Consider the following 15494-nt stretch of genomic DNA (forward strand, 5'->3'; position numbering starts at 1 on the left):
GAAGGACCCCTGCTGACGCCAGGCGCCAGCAGGGGTCCCCGCGCCGAGGCGTGAGGAAGGTGCTTGTCCCTGCACCGGCTCAGCGGCGGTCGCGCCGGTCGAAGTCCCGGTCGCGGCGCTCGCGCCGGTCGGCCCCGTCGAAGCGGCGCTCGCCGCCCCCGTCGCCGTCACGGTCGCGGCGTACGGTCGCCTTGCGGCCCTTGATGGTGCTGCCGCGCAGCCCCGCGATCACCTCGTCGGCGACGCTCTGGGGCACCTCCACCAGCGAGAACCGGTCGGCGATCTCGATGGAGCCGATGTCCCGGCCGCTGACTCCGGTCTCGCCGGTGATCGCGCCCACCAGATCCTGCGGGCGGACCCCGGCGCGCCGGCCCAGCCCGATGAAGACCTGGGTGGTGCCGCCGGCGCGCGGGCGGCCACCGGCGCGGCGCTCGCCCCGGCCGCCGGCCTCCGGCCGCCCCTCGCGCGGGCCCCGGACGGGAATCTGGGGGATCTCCTCCTCGTCGTCCGAGCCCGGCGACGTCGCCTCGTGTGCCAGCTTCACCGCCGCGAGGGCCACCTCCACCAGGTCGAACTCGTCGGTCAGCGACTCCACGATCGCCCGGTACGGGTCGAGGTCGTCCTCCAGCAGGCTCTCCCGCAGGGCGCCCTGGGTCAGCTCCAACCGTCGGGTGCGCATGTCCGCCACCGTCGGGATCTTGTCGATGCTGATCCGCTGCCCGGTGACCCGTTCGATGGTCTTGAGCATCCGGTGCTCACGCGGCTCGGCCAGCGTGATCGCCACGCCCTCCCGTCCGGCCCGGCCCACCCGGCCGATCCGGTGCACGTACGACTCGGGGGCCGACGGGACGTCGTAGTTGACCACGTGGGTGAGCTGCTCGACGTCCAGGCCGCGGGCGGCCACGTCGGTGGCCACCAGCAGGTCCGCGGTGCCCGTGCGCAGCCGGCCCATCACCCGGTCGCGCTGCTCCTGGCTCATCCCGCCGTGCAGCGCCTCGGCCCGGTAGCCCCGGCCGTTCATGGTCTCGGTGAGCCGGTCGACCTCCTCCCGGCTGCGGCAGAAGACGATCGCCGCGGTGGGGGACTCGACGTCCAGCACCCGGCCCAGTGCCGCCGGCTTGTGCGCCCGGGCGACGATGTACGCGCTCTGCCGCACCCGGGGCGCCTCGCCGGCCACCGGCTGCTCGCGGGCGATGAGGATGCGCACCGGGTCCGTCAGGTGCTTGCGGGCCAGCCCGTCGATGCGCGCCGGCATCGTCGCCGAGAAGAGCACCGTCTGCCGCTGTTCCGGCGCGTGCTCCAGGATCGCCTCGATGTCCTCGGCGAAACCCATGTCGAGCATCTCGTCGGCCTCGTCGAGCACGACCGTGGCCAGCGAGCCCAGGTCCAGCGTGCCCCGGGCGATGTGGTCCAGCGCGCGGCCCGGCGTGGCGACCACGACGTCGACCCCGGAGTCCAGGGCGCGCAACTGCCGGCCGATCGGCTGCCCGCCGTAGATCGGCAGCACCCGCGTGCCCAGGTCCTTGCCGTAGCGGTGGAACGCCTCGGAGACCTGCACCGCGAGTTCGCGGGTGGGCACCAGCACGAGCGACACCGGGGCGTGGCCGGGCCGGTCGTCCGGCATCCGCTGCAACAGCGGCAGGGCGAAGGCGGCCGTCTTGCCCGTACCCGTCGCGGCCTGGCCCAGCAGGTCCCGACCGGCCAGCAGGGGCGGGATCGCCTCCCGTTGGATCGGAGTGGGCTCCTCGTAGCCGAGGGCGGACAGCGCGCCCAGCAACTCGGCGCGCAGCCCGAGATCCGCGAAGGCGCTCGTGTTGTCGAGGGTGTCGGAGCCGGGCTCGGTGGTCGGGTCGTGCCGTACGGGTGCGGAACTCATGCCGCAAGCTTTTCATCACCGCCGCGACGCCGTTTCGCCGACCGGCACCACAGCCGCCCGCGCGGGTCCGGCGAGGTCCGGCGGGCTGGCCCGGCGGCGTGCGTACGGTCGAACTGGTCCACGGCGTCCCGAGCGTGACCGTTCGTGCCCGGCGGCGACCGTCGGCCGCCCCTTGGAAGTAGATAGGAGGATTGTTCGCACTCATCCCGTCCGACGTGATTACCGTGTGTGCAGGGCGATGCACCCAGTGGTGTCATGACGGGAGAGAGGACCCGACCAATGCGAGTGCCCAGCCGAAGCCCGGGACAGCAGCCCGGTTCCTCCGTCACCCCCGCCGCCCCGGCCCGGCGGCGCGCGTCCGCCACGCCGCCGCGGCCCGCCGCCGCGCCGGACCTCGACGCGTACCGGGCGGCCGTGGCCGAGTTGCTGGTCGAGGTCGGCGCCCTGGCCGGGGCGTCCTGCACCGCCGCCCGGCAGGTGCTGATCGACGACCGGCTGCGCGAGCCGGCGATCGCCGCCGTGCTCGACGCCACCCCGCAGGGGCTGGTCGGCGCCCGCGAGACGCTGCTGCTGGAGATGGCCCGATACGAGCCGAACGCGCGCAGCTCCGCCGCCGACCTCACCGCGCTGGTCCGGATCTACCTGCTCTCCCGCATCGACGTGATGTGGTGGCGCGACGCTGCCACCTTCCTCACCGACGCCCAGGTCGACGCGAGCGGCGACCTGGTGGACCTGGAGTGGCTGCGCCGGCGGGACCTGCTGCGCTTCCGGTACACCGAGCAGCCGCGGACACTGCTGCGGCGCGGGCTGCGGGCGGCACAGCGCCGGCTGCGGCCCGACGCCACGCCGCGTACCGCCGGTCTGCGCTTCCGGCGGGCCCGCCGCGAGGTGGTGGCGCTGCTCAACGACGTCGCCCGGCAGTTCGCCGCCAGTGCCCCGCCCGCCACCCCGCCGCTGTGGGTGACCAGCCTGGTCCGCAGCGCCGAGCACCAGCACCGGCTGCGCCGACTCGGGTACGCCGCCATGGTGCCCAGCGGCCACTGCCTCGGCTGGGCGGTCGACGTCGAGATGGAGTGGTTCGGCCGGTTCGGCGTCCGGGACACCCTGGCCGAGCTGCTGCTGGCCAGGCAGCAGGCTGGCGAGATCAACGTGGTCGACGAGGGGCAGGCGTGGCACCTCTGCCTCGCGCCGACGGCGCGGCGGCGGCTGCGCCGGGCGTACGAAGCCGAGATGGGGGTCTGAGTCCGGTGTGCGGCATCGCGTTGAGCCTCGGCCCCGAAGCCGATCCGACGACCTTCCGGCGGATGCTCGCCACCCTCGCCCCACGGGGCGAGGTCACCGAGGCTCGCTACGAGAACGGCCTGCTCGCCGGCACCCGACGGCTGCGGATCGTGGACCGGGAACGCGCCGTGCAACCATGGGCCTCCGCCGACGAGCGGTGGCTGCTCTGCTACAACGGCGAGGTCTTCAACCACCACGAGCTGCGCGCGGAACTGGTCGGGCTGGGGCACCGATTCCGCGGCACCAGCGACACCGAGGTGGTGCTCGCGGCGTTCCTGCGGTGGGGCGAGGGCATGGTGACCCGGCTGCGCGGCGAGTACGCCTTCGCCGTCGTGGAACGGGCCACCGGCCGGGCCTACCTGGTCCGCGACCCGCTCGGCGTCAAGCCGCTGTACTGGGCCCGGACGCCCGGCTGCCTGCACGTCGCCAGCGAGGTCAAGGCGCTGGTGGGGCATCGCGCACCGATCGCCGAGGTGCCGCCCGGGCACCACGGCTGGGCCGAGCCCGACGGGCCGGTCCGGCTGCGCGCGTACGTCGACCTGCTCGCCCTTGGCGACGGGCTGCCGGTGGTGGACGACCCGGACGAGGCCGCCCTGCTCGTCCGGGCCGCCCTCACCGACAGCATCCGGATGCGGGTGGACACCGACCTCACCGTGGGGGTGGTGCTCTCCGGCGGGCTGGACAGCTCGCTGGCCCTGCTGCACGTGCGCGAGATGCACCCGGACTGCGTCGCGGTCACGGTCGGCGTGCCGGACAGCCCCGACGTGGCGTACGCGCGGCGGCTCGCGAAGGACCTGGGGGTGCCGCACGAGGTGATCGAGGTGCGTCCCCGTGACATCCGGCTCGCCGACATCCGGGACGCCATCCGGATGTCCGAGCTGACCGAGTACGGCGACATCATCAACGCGGTCGTCACCGTGCCGCTGTTCCGTCGGCTGCGCGAGCTGGGCGTGAAGGTGGTGCTCACCGGGGACGGCTCGGACGAGCTGTTCGGCGGCTACCCGATGTACCACGAGGTCGGCCCCGAGGCGTCCCGGAGGCTCTTCCTGCACAAGATCCGCAACCTCTGCCGTACGGAGTTGCAGCGCGTCGACCGGGCCAGCATGGGGCACGGGGTGGAGGCCCGCGTGCCGTTCCTCGACCTGAGCCTGGTCGAGCTGGCGATGCGGCTGCCGATCGGGCTGAAGATGCGCGAGGGGCAGGAGAAGTGGATCGTCCGGCGGGCCTTCGCCGACCTGCTGCCCGACTACGTCCGGCGCCGGCCGAAGAACCCGATGTCGTACTCCTCGGGGCTGCACGAGCGGGCCCGGCTCTACAAGCCGTTCTTCGCCCGACTGCACCGCTCGTTCGGCTACCACCTGCTCGAACCGGTGCGCCGGGACTTCGACAGCGTGCTTACCCGGTGCGGCAACGACCTCGACCGGGCTCTCGCCGACGGCCGGGCCCGGCCCGACTACACGGTGCTGGAGCACGCCCGCGACCTGGTGGGGGCGGCGAAGTGGAACGCCGCGCCGATGGTGCGCCGGCTGGTCGGGCCGCGCCGCACCCGGGGCGACGAGGCACCGCTGCCGGGGTGACCGGCCGCCCCGGACCGGACTCGCCGCCGCCTGGCCGTTGGACGCCCCGGCGGCGGCGAACGGTCGTCCATCGAGGAGGGTTTTCCGTCCCGGGGGCCCGGGTATCCCCGTGGCTGACCGAGAGGCGGGTGACTGACATGAAGCGCAACGAATACCACGTCGTGCCGAACGGTGGCGGCTGGAAGGTCGAGCAGGGCAACCAGGTCGTCGGTACGTTCGACACCAAGCAGCGAGCCGTCGAGGAGGGGCGTCGGGCGGCGCACGGCAACGAGCCGAGCCAACTCGTGGTGCACACCTCCGACGGCAGGATCGAGACGGAGTACACCTACCAGGACGATCCGTACCCGCCGGCCGGCTGAGCACCGCCGCCCCGTCCGTAGTGGACACGAACGGGCCCGGCCCCCGTGGGGGGCCGGGCCCGTCGGCGCGGGGTGCGACTACCAGCTCAGGTAGCTGGGCTGGGTCTGCGCGTTCAGCTCGCGGTACCGGACGAGGTTCGCCGTCCAGGTCCGCCAGTCGGTCAGCTTCAGGACGTCGAGGCCCTTGACCATGTCGTTGGAGTAGATGTAGCCGTTGTAGTAGTACGCGGACCAGGAACCGCCGCCGGTCAGCCGGTCGGCCGACAGCGGGCCCCGCTCCCAGAACGCGATCTCCTTGGGGTTGGCCGAGTCGGTGAAGTCCCAGACGGAGATGCCGCCCTGGTACCACGCCTGGACCATGATGTCGCGCCCGAGCACGGGGATCAGCGAGCCGTTGTGCGCCACGCAGTTCTCGGTGTCGGCGTTCATCCGGGGGATCTTGTAGTAGCTGCGGAACACCATCTTCCGGGCGTCACCGCGACCGGTGATGTCGTAGATGGCGTCGGCGCCCCGGTCGGGGCCGATGGTCTCGTTGCAGGTGGCCGCGCCGCCGCCGCCCAGCTCGTCGGTGAAGATCACCTTGTTGCCGGCGTTGTTGAACGTGGCCGAGTGCCAGAACGCGAAGTTGACGGTGTCCCGGACCCGGTTGATCAGCCGTGGGGCCTCCCGGTTCGAGATGTCCATCAGGATGCCGTCACCCATGCAGGCGCCGGCGGCGAGGTTCTTCTCCGGGTAGGCGGTGATGTCGTGGCAGCCGGTGGTCGCCGAGCCGCCGGGACGGCCCTCGTAGCCGCCGTCGGGGAAGAGGTTCGGGGTGGCCACCACCGCCGCGTCGGTCGGCGACCGCAGCGGCACCTTGACGATGGAGATGGAGTCGTGCGGGGGCTGGCAGTCGGGGAACTCCGCCCGCGGGCTGTACGAGGAGACGTACAGGTAGACCGTCTTGCGGTCCTTGCCCGGCACGAGGGTGTGGGTGTGCGAGCCGCAGGCCGTCTCGACCGCCTTGACGTAGCGCGGGTTGGCCTTGTCGCTGATGTCGAAGACCTTGATGCCCTCCCAGGACTCCTTCGCCGTGGCCGGCGCGCTGGTGCTGTTGCAGGAGTCGTCGCTGCGCGAGGAGTCGGTGGAGAGGAAGAGCAGGTCACCGTGGACGGAGATGTCGTTCTGCGACCCGGGGCAGTACACCTGCGCCACCACGGTCGGCGCGGTCGGCCGGGCGATGTCGTAGATGACGAAGCCGTTGTAGTTGCCGGCGAAGGCGTAGCGGCCCTGGAACGAGAGATCGCTGTTCGTGGCGTCCAGCGGGGCCTGCTTCGGCAGGTTGGCGACCTGCCGGAGGTTGGGGCTGCTGACGATCTCGTCGACGCCGGGGATGGTGTTGGTGGTGTCCACCGTGGCCGATGGAGCCGAGCGCGCCGTCGCGCCGGCACTGCCGGGCGGGGCGGCGGCGACGCTGGCGAGGAGGAGGCCGGCCGCGGCCAGGCTCACCGTGGTGAGCCGCCGGGCCCGCAGAGTGCGGAGACTGGTCATCGGCGAGGCCCTTCGGGAGGGGATGACGATTGGGGCACACCTTACAGTCCAATGAGTTCCATCAATGTGACGCGCATCACATTTGAGCTTCGGTATCGATGGTTACGATCGCCACGACCTCTACGAGGGGGGAGTCGCCATGACCGACCGCCGCACCCGGATCCTGGCTGTCGTCACATCCGCGCTCGTGCTGGCGGTGGTGGCTGTCGTCCTGTCGTTCACGGGTGGCAGCCCGACCGCCGCCCCGGCGGGATCCGCCGCCACCCCCGCCCCCACGGCCACACCGACCGGCCCGCCCCGACCCGACGTGATCGTTCCCGGTCGGCCTGGCGAGACCGCCGCGATCCGGCCCGCCGAGGAGATGCGCGACGCCAACACGGCCCGGCACAACTCGATGGACGTCTGGTTCGTCCGGATGATGATCCCGCACCACGCCCAGGCGCTCGAGATGGCGGAGCTGGCCCCCGACCGTGCCGGCAACCCGGCCCTGCGTGCCCTCGCCGAGCGGATCCGGGCCAGCCAGGGGCCGGAGATCAGCCTGATGCGGGGCTGGCTCCAGGCCCGGGGCCTCTCCACCGAGGTGGCCGGGCACGACCACGCCGGCATGCGGGGAATGCAGACCCCCGAGGCGCTCCGGCAGCTCGCGGCGGCGCGGGGCGCCGAGTTCGACCGGCTCTTCGTGCGGATGATGACGGAGCACCACCAGGGCGCGGTCCAGATGGCCACCGACCTGCTCAAGGTCGGCGCCGACCTCACCCTCTCGGAGTTCGCCAACTCCGTCGCCACCGAGCAGACCGTCGAGGTCGACCGGATGCGCGACCTGCTGGCCTGAGGGGTGCCGGGCCCGCGGCGGAGGAGCCCCTGACCTGTGGCACGTACGCTGGGTGACCGTGAACCGCACGATCCTCGGTCGTCCCGTGCGCAGCGTCGCCTTCGACGTCTTCGTCGCCGCCTCGCCGGCGCTCCTCGGCCTTGCCGGCGCGGCGAACCAGCCCGGCGGCTGGAAGGCCACCCTGGTCGGCGCCGCGATGGCGGTGGCGCTGCTGTTCCGCCGTACCCGCCCGTCGGCGGTCGCCGCCGTGGTGGCGACGCTCGCACTGGCGCAGGTGGCCGCCGGGTGGGGGCCGCTGGCCTACGACGTCGCGGTGCTGATCGCCCTCTACAGCGTGGTCAAGTACGCCGACCGGCTCCGTGACGGCGTCATCGCCGGGATCGGGGCCGCCGTCGGGGTCGTGCTCGCCGCCCTCCAGACCCAGGGGGCCATCAGCTGGTGGGGCGCGGCGATCTACTACGGGCTGGTCACCGGAGCGGTCTGGCTGGTCGGGCTGAACGTGCGGACCCGCCGGTTCTACGTGCTCAGCCTGGAGGAACGGGCCGCCACCCTGGAACGGGAACGCGAGGCGGAGGCTCGTGCCGCCGTCGCCGGGGAACGCACCCGCATCGCCCGGGAGTTGCACGACGTGGTGGCGCACAGCATGGCCGTGATGATCGTGCAGGCCGACGGGGCGCGGTTCACGCTCGACCGGGACCCGGAGACCGCCCGCCAGGCGGTCAAGGTGGTCGCCGACACCGGCCGGCAGGCGCTGGAGGAGATGCGCCGGCTGGTCGGCGTACTGCGGGAGCCCAGCGCGCCGGACACGGGGGCCGGCCTGGGCGCGGCGGGTGGGCCCGGCGGTGCCGGGGTGACCGCCGACCCGGAGCACCGCCGGCTGGCGCTGGCCGAGCTGCCCGCCCTGCTCGGCCGCTTCCGCGCCGCCGGCCTCCAGATCCGGCACACGGTCACCGGGGAGCCGGCGCCGATGCCGCCCGGGCTGGAGCTGACCGTCTACCGGGTGGTGCAGGAGGGCCTCACCAACGCGCTCAAGCACGCCGGGGTCGGCGCCGGCGTCGAGGTCACCCTCGCCAACGCCGACGACGCCGTCGTGGTCCGGGTGGTCGACGACGGGCGCGGCCAACCGCCGGTCAGCCCCGCCCCGTCCGGCGGGCACGGCCTGGTGGGCATGCGCGAGCGGGTCGGCGTGTACGACGGCACCCTCACCGCCGGGCCACGACTCGCCGGGGGCTGGCAGGTGGAGGCACGGCTACCGCTACCGTCGACGTCCGGGACGACGGAGGTGACGGCGGCATGACGGTCCGCGTGGTGATCGTGGACGACCAGGCGCTGGTCCGCGCCGGTTTCCGGATGGTGCTCGACTCCCAGCCGGACCTGGAGGTCGTCGGCGAGGCGATCGACGGGGCCGACGCCCTGCGGCTGCTGGCCCGCGTCGAGGCCGACGTCGTGGTGATGGACGTCCGGATGCCGACCATGGACGGCGTCGAGGCGACCCGCCGGATCTGCCTGGACAGTCCCGCCGGTCCGCCCCGGGTGCTGGTGCTCACCACCTTCGACACCGAGGCGGACGCCTTCGCCGCGCTCCAGGCCGGCGCCAGCGGATTCCTGCTCAAGAACGTCCCGCCGGAGGAGTTGCTGGCGGCCATCCGGGTGGTCGCCCGGGGCGACTCGGTGGTCGCCCCGTCCATCACCCGGCGGCTGCTCGACCGGTTCGCCGGCCGGCTCGGCCCGGGCCCCGCCGAGGACCCCCGCGTCGGCCAGTTGACCGACCGCGAGCGGGAGATCCTCCTGCTGGTCGCGCAGGGGCTCTCCAACGCGGAGATCGCCGCCCGGGTGCACGTCGCGGAGGCCACCGTGAAGACCCACGTCGGGCGCATCCTCGCCAAGCTCCAACTCCGCGACCGGGTGCAGGCCGTGGTGCTGGCGTACGAGACCGGGCTGGTCACCCCCGGCGGCTGAGCCGATCTACGACCCAGGTCGTACGGGACCACCCCGTCAGGGGCTCCCGAGGTCGCAGCGGGATCACCGCGCGCGGGTGGACGCGGCCCGCCGGCGGCGCCCATAGCGTCGGAGACGTCCCAGCCACGATCTGCACGGGGAGCTCCACGTGTCCGTCGCACCTCCCGCCCACGCCACCGCCGGCGTCGCGGTCACCGCCCGCGGCCTGTCCAAGCGGTACGGCTCCGGCCAGGCCGCCGTCGTCGCCCTCGACGGCGTCGACGCCGACTTCGCCGCCGGCCACTTCACCGCCATCATGGGACCGTCCGGCTCCGGCAAGTCCACCCTCATGCACTGCCTCGCCGGACTGGACCGGCCCACCTCCGGCAGCGTGCGCATCGGGGACGCCGACCTCGCCCGCCTCGACGACAGGCGGCTCACCCTGCTGCGCCGCGACCGGGTCGGCTTCGTGTTCCAGAAGTTCAACCTGCTGCCGGCGCTGACCGCCGAGGAGAACATCCTGCTGCCCCTGGCGATCGCCGGCCGGCGGCCGGAACAGGCCTGGCTGCGCCAGGTCGTCGCCGCGGTGGGGCTCGCCGACCGGCTGCGCCACCGTCCCGCCGAGCTCTCCGGCGGCCAGCAGCAGCGGGTGGCGGTCGCCCGCGCGCTGATCACCAAGCCGTGGGTGATCTTCGCCGACGAGCCGACCGGCAACCTGGACTCGCGGTCCGGCGCCGAGGTGCTGCGCCTGCTCCGCGAGGCCGTCGACACCCTCGGCCAGACGGTCATCATGGTGACCCACGATCCGTCGGCCGCCGCGCACGCCGACCGGGTGGTCTTCCTCGCCGACGGCCGGCCGGTGCGCGACCTCACCGCGCCGACCGCCGAGCGGGTGCTCGACGCGCTCGCCGGCCTGGACCGGGCGCGCGTACCGGCCGCCGGCCGCGAGGCGGTGACCCGGTGATCCGGACGACCCTGCGCCAGCTCCGCGCCGAGGCGCTGCGCCTGATGCTCTCGTCGCTGGCCATCGTGCTCGGCGTCGCGTTCATCGCCGGCACGCTGATGTTCGTCGACGGTATGCGGGCCGGCGCGTACGACCGGGCCGGGGCGTTCGACCGGCACACCGACCTCGCCGTCTACTCCGCGACCGACGACCCGCTGCCGACGGCGCTGGTCGAGAAGGTGCGTTCCCTAGACGGGGTCGCCGCCGCCGAGGGGGAACTGCTCGGCTCCGGCGGGATCGTCGGCGCCGACGGCCGCCCCGTGCTCGGCTACGGCGTCCTCGCCGCGATCCCCGTCGACGAGGCGCTGCGCTCGTACGACGTGATGTCCGGCCGGCTGCCCGACCGCCCCGGCGAGGTGGTGCTGGACGCCGAGACCGCCGACGAGGAGGGATTCGCCCTCGGCGCCGGAGTACGCGTCGGTGGCGGCGGGGGAGCGGCCCGCCCGTACACGCTGGTCGGCACGGTCGACGTGGCCGGCAGCGCCCGGGACGTCGGCGGCCCGTTCATCGGCCTGGTCGGCGCGGACGCGCTCGCCGTGACCGGCCAGCGGGGCTTCGACCGGATCATGGTGGCCGCGCGGCCGGGCGTGGCCGACGAGGCACTGGCCGACCGGGCCACCGAGGCAGTCGGCGCCGGTGCCACCGTCAAGTTCCGGCAGCGCATCCTCGACGATGCCGTGACCGACGCGGTGCGCGACCTCCAGCAGTTCAACATGGTGCTGCTGACCTTCGCCGGAGTCGCCGTCGTGGTCGCCGGCTTCGTCATCGCCAACACGTTCGCCATCGTGCTGGCCCAGCGGACCCGGCGGACCGCGCTGCTGCGGCTGGTCGGCGCGACCCGGGGCCAGCTGTTCCGCGCCGCGCTGCTGGAAGCCGCGCTGGTCGGGCTGATCGCCTCCGTGGCCGGCGTGCTGATCGGCGTGGCCCTGGCCGGCGGCATGAACCAGCTGATGACGCGACTCGACGCGCCGGTCTCCGGCGGGCTCACCGTCACCGCGCCGACGGTGCTGGTCAGCCTGCTCCTGGGCACGGCGATCACGATGGGTGCCGCCCTGCTGCCCGCGTGGCGGGGCACCCGGGTCGCCCCGGTCGCCGCGCTCACCGACGCGGCGGTCCAGCCCGCCCGGGGTGCCGGCCGGCTCCGGCTGACCGTCGGCGTGCTGGTCTTCGCCGCCGGGATCGCCGCGCTGGTCGGCGCCGCGTTCGCCGTCCAGGTGGTGCTGGTGGCCGCCGGTGGCGTGCTCACCTTCTTCGGGATCGTGCTGTTCGGCCCGGTGCTCGTGCCGGCGCTGGTCCGGGTGCTGGGCTGGCCGGCCCGCAGGCTGTTCGGGGCCACCGCCGGCCTGGCCGTGGCGAACGCCGTGCGCAACCCGCGCCGGATCGCGGCGACCGCCACCGCCCTGGTGATCGGGATCGGTCTCGTGTCGGCCTTCGTGGTGGGCGCCCGCAGCACCAAGGACGGCATCGAGCGCAGCGTGGACGCCGAGATCGGCGTCGACTGGTTGGTCACCGGGATCGGCGGGGACCTGCCGGCATCACTCGTGGCCGAGCTGCGCGCCCGGCCCGAGCTGGCGGTGGTGCACGAGCAGCGCGGCGCCGTCACCGCCGACGTGCAGGTCCGGGCCGCGCACCCCGCCCTGGTCGGCCGGACGCTGACGGGGGTCGTGGCGGGCGACGCCGACCGGCTCGGGCCCGGGTCGGTGCTGGTGCACCGGGAGTTGGCCAAGGCACGGGGTTGGACGACGGACTCCACCGTCACCGTGCGCGGCAGGTCGTTCCGGGTGGCCGCGGTCGTCACCGCCGACGGGCCGGCACTGGCCGGGAGTCCCGTACCCGACGGTCACGTGATCGAGGTCGTGGAGGCCGACTTCGCCGCGCTCTTCCCCGACGAGCGGGGCTACCTGGCGGAGATCGACCCCGCGGACGGGGTCTCCGCCGGCCAGGCCCGGGTCGCCATCGAGGCGGTGGTGGCCCGGTATCCGACAGCCAACCTGATGGACCAGGGCGCGTACAAGAAGATGCTCACGGGCACGGTCGACATGCTGCTCGCCTTCGTCACCGCGCTGCTCGGCCTGGCCGTGGTGATCGCGCTGGTCGGGGTCGCGAACACGCTGAGCCTGTCGGTCGTGGAGCGGACCCGGGAGAACGCCGTGCTGCGGGCGGTCGGGCTGACCCGGGGTCGGATGCGGGCCATGCTGGCCGTGGAGGCGGTGCTGATGGCGCTGGTCGGCGCGGTGCTCGGGGTCGGCCTCGGCACCGGGGTCAGCGCCGCCGCGATGGCCCTGCTGGGCCGGATCAGCGGCGACTTCGCGGTGGTGCTGCCGGTCGGGCAGCTCGGGCTGATCCTCGGGGTCGCGGTCGTGGCCGCCCTGGTCGCCTCGGTGCTGCCGGCCCGCCGGGCGCTGTCCCGGCCGGTCGTCGAGGCGCTCGGCGACCAGTGACATCCGCCGGCCGGTCCCGTCGCCCACCCCGGGCGGCGGGACCGGCCAGCGGCGCCCGGGTCTACAGGCGCTCCACCACCAGCACGCCGCCGGGGTGCCGGCGGTCAGACCACCGGCGGATTGGCCGGGTCCCCCGGCGGGTTCTGCGACTCGGTCGGCACCACCGGCGGCGTGGTCTGCGTCGGAACGGTGCTGGGGGGCGGCGTGCCCGACGGTTCGGCCGTGGCGGTGGGACGCGGTGACTCCGGGGCCACCGACCCGCTCGGCTGGGGCGAGACCGGAGGCGCGGTGGCCGTCGGCGAAGGGCTGGTAGTGGAGCCGGTGGGCCGGTACGACCGACGGGTGTCGGGGGTGTCGTTCCGCTTCACCGGCGCCTCGGCGCCGTCGCTCGGCTCCGGCGCCGGGACGGTCGCCTCTGGAACCTTGACCGCCGGGGCGTCGGGCTCGCCGGTCGCGCCGAGCGCCACGCCGAGCCCCGCCAGCGCCACCAGCACCGCCGCGCCCGCGCCGACCAGCGTGCCACGTCGCTTCCGGCGGGTGGCGGTCGCGACGACCGGCATGTCCGTGCGGGTGTCCGAGTCGAGGCTGCCCACCGCTGCGGCTGCGGGCACCATGGCGGTCGGCGCGGACGGATCGGACACGGCGGCGCGGGCGGCCTCGGCCATCGTCGCCCCGCTGCTGAACCGGTCGGCCGGATCCTTGGCCAGGGCGCGGGAGACCAGCGCGCGAACGGCCTCCGGAACGTCGTGCGGCAGCTCCGGCGGCTCGTCGTCGAGGTGGCGCACGGCGACCTGGAGCGGGTTGTCGCCGGTGAAGGGTGGGCTGCCGCTGAGGCAGCAGTAGGTCACGGCGCCGAGGGCGTAGATGTCGGTCGCCCCGGACACCGGCCGTCCGGCGGCCTGCTCAGGCGCCATGTAGAGCGCGGTGCCGGGTACCGCGTTCGTGCTGGTGATGCTGGTGACGTCGGTCGACCGGGCGACGCCGAAGTCGACCAGCACGACGGTGCCGTCCTCCTGCACCAGCAGGTTGCTCGGCTTGACGTCGCGGTGCACGATCCCGCCCAGGTGCGCGGCGTGCAGCGCCTGCGCGACCTGCGCCACGATCGCCATCGTCTCGGCCACGTCGAGGCGACCGACGGCCTCGATCCGCCTGGACAGCGGCTGCCCGGTCACGAACTCCATGACCAGGTAGTCGGCCCGGCCGCCGTCGGGCAGGTCGTCCTCGCCGCAGTCGAAGACCTGGACGATGCCCGGGTGGCGCAGGGCGGCCATGATCCGGGCCTCGGCGCGGAAGCGGGCGATGAAATCGGGGTCGGAGACCAGCGCCGGCAGCAGGATCTTGACCGCGACCTGACGGCCGAGGACGAGGTCCTTGCCCCGCCAGACGTCGCCCATGCCGCCCGTGGCGACACGCTCGTCCAGGCGGTAGCGACCGCTGAGTACGACCTCCGATGACAACACAGCACCACCGTACCCAGATCGGCGGGAATCGGCGCGCTGCGTACCGGCGGCCCGACCCGTGCCGGCCCTCCGGCAGGCACGGCGGGACCCGGGTCCGCCGGGAAAGTCCGGTGACCTCCCGTGGACCATGTGTGACGCATTCGTCCATCGGTTCCCGTGTGCTGGGCGAATGCGTCGCCGTTCGGGGCCCGTCGAGGGGGTGAGCGTCTCGGACCTCTGTGCTGTTACAGCGACAGTCCACCCGAACGGCTAGATAATTCTCACTCTTTTGCCCATCATGACTGCCTTGCCCGATCGGCTCGGCGCTCCTAGCGTTAGCCCGACTCGGGCCCGCCCCACGGCGTCGCCGCGGCACCTGCGCCAACCGGCCGTGCCGCCACGGCAGGAGTCCCGACATGTCGTCCGGGGCGACGCGGTCCCGGTCGTGATCAATTCAGCGGGGGGCTGAGGGGTGCGGGATCGGGTCCGGCTGCCGGACCGTGCTTGCGACGCGTGCGCCCGGGTCGGCGTGAACCGCCTGTGCGTGTCCTCGGTACGGAAACGGTGGCCCCATGGTGGGTGAGTTGAACGAGGCTGTCGTGGCGGCGCAGTCCGGTGACGAGGAGGCCTTCCGCTTCCTCTACCGCAGCCTCCAGCCCGGCCTGCTCCGATACCTGACCGCCCTGGTCGGCGCGGACGCCGAGGACGTCGCCTCGGAGGCCTGGCTGCAGATCTCCCGTGACCTGCCCAGCTTCACCGGTGGGGAGTTCCGGGCGTGGACCGTCACCATCGCCCGCAACCGGGCGATGGACCACCTGCGCCGGCAACGCCGCCGCCCCTCGGTGCCGGTGCCGGTGCAGGCGCTCGCCGAGTTGGCCGGTGACGCCGACACCGCCGAACGCGCCGGGGAGACGATCGGCACCGAGGCGGCGCTCGCGTTGATCGCCACCCTGCCGCCCCGCGAGGCTGAGGCGGTCCTGCTCCGCGCGGTCGTCGGGCTGGACGCCGAGACCGCCGGGCGGGTGCTCGGTCGCCGGCCCGGTGCCGTGCGCACCGCTGCCCACCGGGGGCTGCGCCGGCTCGCCGCCCTGATGGAACGCTACGACCCGACCCGGTCGCCGGCCGCTCCGGAGGCCGCCGCCCCGCCCCGGCCGCGTACCGGCCGGCGGCAGGCGCCGCACGCCGAGCCGGCGGACGGCTGACATGAGGGGATCCAGG

12 protein-coding genes are annotated in these 15494 nt (G+C 74.0%); 9 read left to right on the forward strand and 3 right to left on the reverse strand.

Translation table 11 applies throughout. From position 1 onward, the window contains the following. Nucleotides 1–79: 79 nt before the first annotated feature. Nucleotides 80–1876, reverse strand: coding sequence for a DEAD/DEAH box helicase (locus AB0D32_RS21620; RefSeq protein WP_357092858.1), 1797 nt, complete (start codon nucleotides 1874–1876; stop codon nucleotides 80–82). A gap of 279 nt (nucleotides 1877–2155) precedes the next feature. Between AB0D32_RS21620 and AB0D32_RS21625 the strand changes: the two genes are divergently transcribed. From AB0D32_RS21625 to AB0D32_RS21635, 3 genes are all read left to right on the forward strand, one after another. After that, entirely contained in the window at nucleotides 2156–3118 is a 963-nt protein-coding gene (locus tag AB0D32_RS21625) for a DUF5715 family protein (RefSeq protein WP_357092860.1), read from the forward strand. Nucleotides 3119–3123: 5 nt separating this feature from the next. Next, a complete protein-coding gene (locus tag AB0D32_RS21630; RefSeq protein WP_357092863.1) occupies nucleotides 3124–4734 on the forward strand; it encodes an asparagine synthase-related protein in 1611 nt (536 codons plus the stop codon). A 137-nt stretch (nucleotides 4735–4871) separates the two neighbouring features. Beyond that, nucleotides 4872–5093, forward strand: coding sequence for a DUF2188 domain-containing protein (locus tag AB0D32_RS21635; RefSeq protein WP_357092866.1), 222 nt, complete (start codon nucleotides 4872–4874; stop codon nucleotides 5091–5093). 78 nt (nucleotides 5094–5171) lie between these two features. On the opposite strand, the gene AB0D32_RS21640 is transcribed toward AB0D32_RS21635, so the two are convergent. Next, entirely contained in the window at nucleotides 5172–6623 is a 1452-nt protein-coding gene (locus AB0D32_RS21640; protein ID WP_357092869.1) for a hypothetical protein, read from the reverse strand. Between the two features lie 139 nt (nucleotides 6624–6762). On the opposite strand from AB0D32_RS21640, the gene AB0D32_RS21645 reads away from it, so the two are divergent. The 5 genes from AB0D32_RS21645 to AB0D32_RS21665 all read left to right on the forward strand — a co-directional run bounded on the left by AB0D32_RS21645 (nucleotide 6763) and on the right by AB0D32_RS21665 (nucleotide 12837). Continuing rightward, complete coding sequence (locus tag AB0D32_RS21645; protein ID WP_357092872.1) at nucleotides 6763–7455, forward strand: DUF305 domain-containing protein; 693 nt, start codon at nucleotides 6763–6765, stop codon at nucleotides 7453–7455. A gap of 52 nt (nucleotides 7456–7507) precedes the next feature. Continuing rightward, on the forward strand, nucleotides 7508–8752 hold the full coding sequence (locus tag AB0D32_RS21650) for a histidine kinase (protein WP_357092875.1): 1245 nt from the start codon (nucleotides 7508–7510) through the stop codon (nucleotides 8750–8752). Then, nucleotides 8749–9414, forward strand: coding sequence for a response regulator transcription factor (locus AB0D32_RS21655; protein WP_357092878.1), 666 nt, complete (start codon nucleotides 8749–8751; stop codon nucleotides 9412–9414). Before AB0D32_RS21650 ends, AB0D32_RS21655 begins: the two co-directional genes overlap by 4 nt. Nucleotides 9415–9562: 148 nt before the next feature. Then, on the forward strand, nucleotides 9563–10357 hold the full coding sequence (locus AB0D32_RS21660) for an ABC transporter ATP-binding protein (protein WP_357092881.1): 795 nt from the start codon (nucleotides 9563–9565) through the stop codon (nucleotides 10355–10357). After that, on the forward strand, nucleotides 10354–12837 hold the full coding sequence (locus AB0D32_RS21665; RefSeq protein WP_357092884.1) for an FtsX-like permease family protein: 2484 nt from the start codon (nucleotides 10354–10356) through the stop codon (nucleotides 12835–12837). The genes AB0D32_RS21660 and AB0D32_RS21665 overlap by 4 nt, the downstream gene beginning before the upstream one ends. A gap of 104 nt (nucleotides 12838–12941) precedes the next feature. On the opposite strand, the gene AB0D32_RS21670 is transcribed toward AB0D32_RS21665, so the two are convergent. Next, nucleotides 12942–14297, reverse strand: coding sequence for a protein kinase (locus tag AB0D32_RS21670; RefSeq protein ID WP_357092887.1), 1356 nt, complete (start codon nucleotides 14295–14297; stop codon nucleotides 12942–12944). A gap of 551 nt (nucleotides 14298–14848) precedes the next feature. Here AB0D32_RS21670 and AB0D32_RS21675 point away from each other — a divergent pair. Further along, the gene (locus AB0D32_RS21675) at nucleotides 14849–15478 is read left to right on the forward strand and encodes an RNA polymerase sigma factor (RefSeq protein WP_357092890.1); all 630 of its coding nucleotides are present in this window, start codon (nucleotides 14849–14851) and stop codon (nucleotides 15476–15478) included. Nucleotides 15479–15494: the final 16 nt, after the last annotated feature.

Source organism: Micromonospora sp. NPDC048170, from assembly GCF_040652795.1.
Taxonomy (GTDB): Bacteria; Actinomycetota; Actinomycetes; order Mycobacteriales; family Micromonosporaceae; genus Micromonospora.

Bases quoted from the DNA above. Each gene is read 5' to 3' on its own strand.
- AB0D32_RS21620 (WP_357092858.1), bottom strand. From the start codon at position 1,876: ATGAGTTCCGCACCCGTACGGCACGACCCGACCACCGAGCCCGGCTCC.
- AB0D32_RS21625 (WP_357092860.1), top strand. From the start codon at position 2,156: ATGCGAGTGCCCAGCCGAAGCCCGGGACAGCAGCCCGGTTCCTCCGTC.
- AB0D32_RS21635 (WP_357092866.1), top strand. From the start codon at position 4,872: ATGAAGCGCAACGAATACCACGTCGTGCCGAACGGTGGCGGCTGGAAG.
- AB0D32_RS21640 (WP_357092869.1), bottom strand. From the start codon at position 6,623: ATGACCAGTCTCCGCACTCTGCGGGCCCGGCGGCTCACCACGGTGAGC.
- AB0D32_RS21645 (WP_357092872.1), top strand. From the start codon at position 6,763: ATGACCGACCGCCGCACCCGGATCCTGGCTGTCGTCACATCCGCGCTC.
- AB0D32_RS21655 (WP_357092878.1), top strand. From the start codon at position 8,749: ATGACGGTCCGCGTGGTGATCGTGGACGACCAGGCGCTGGTCCGCGCC.
- AB0D32_RS21675 (WP_357092890.1), top strand. From the start codon at position 14,849: ATGGTGGGTGAGTTGAACGAGGCTGTCGTGGCGGCGCAGTCCGGTGAC.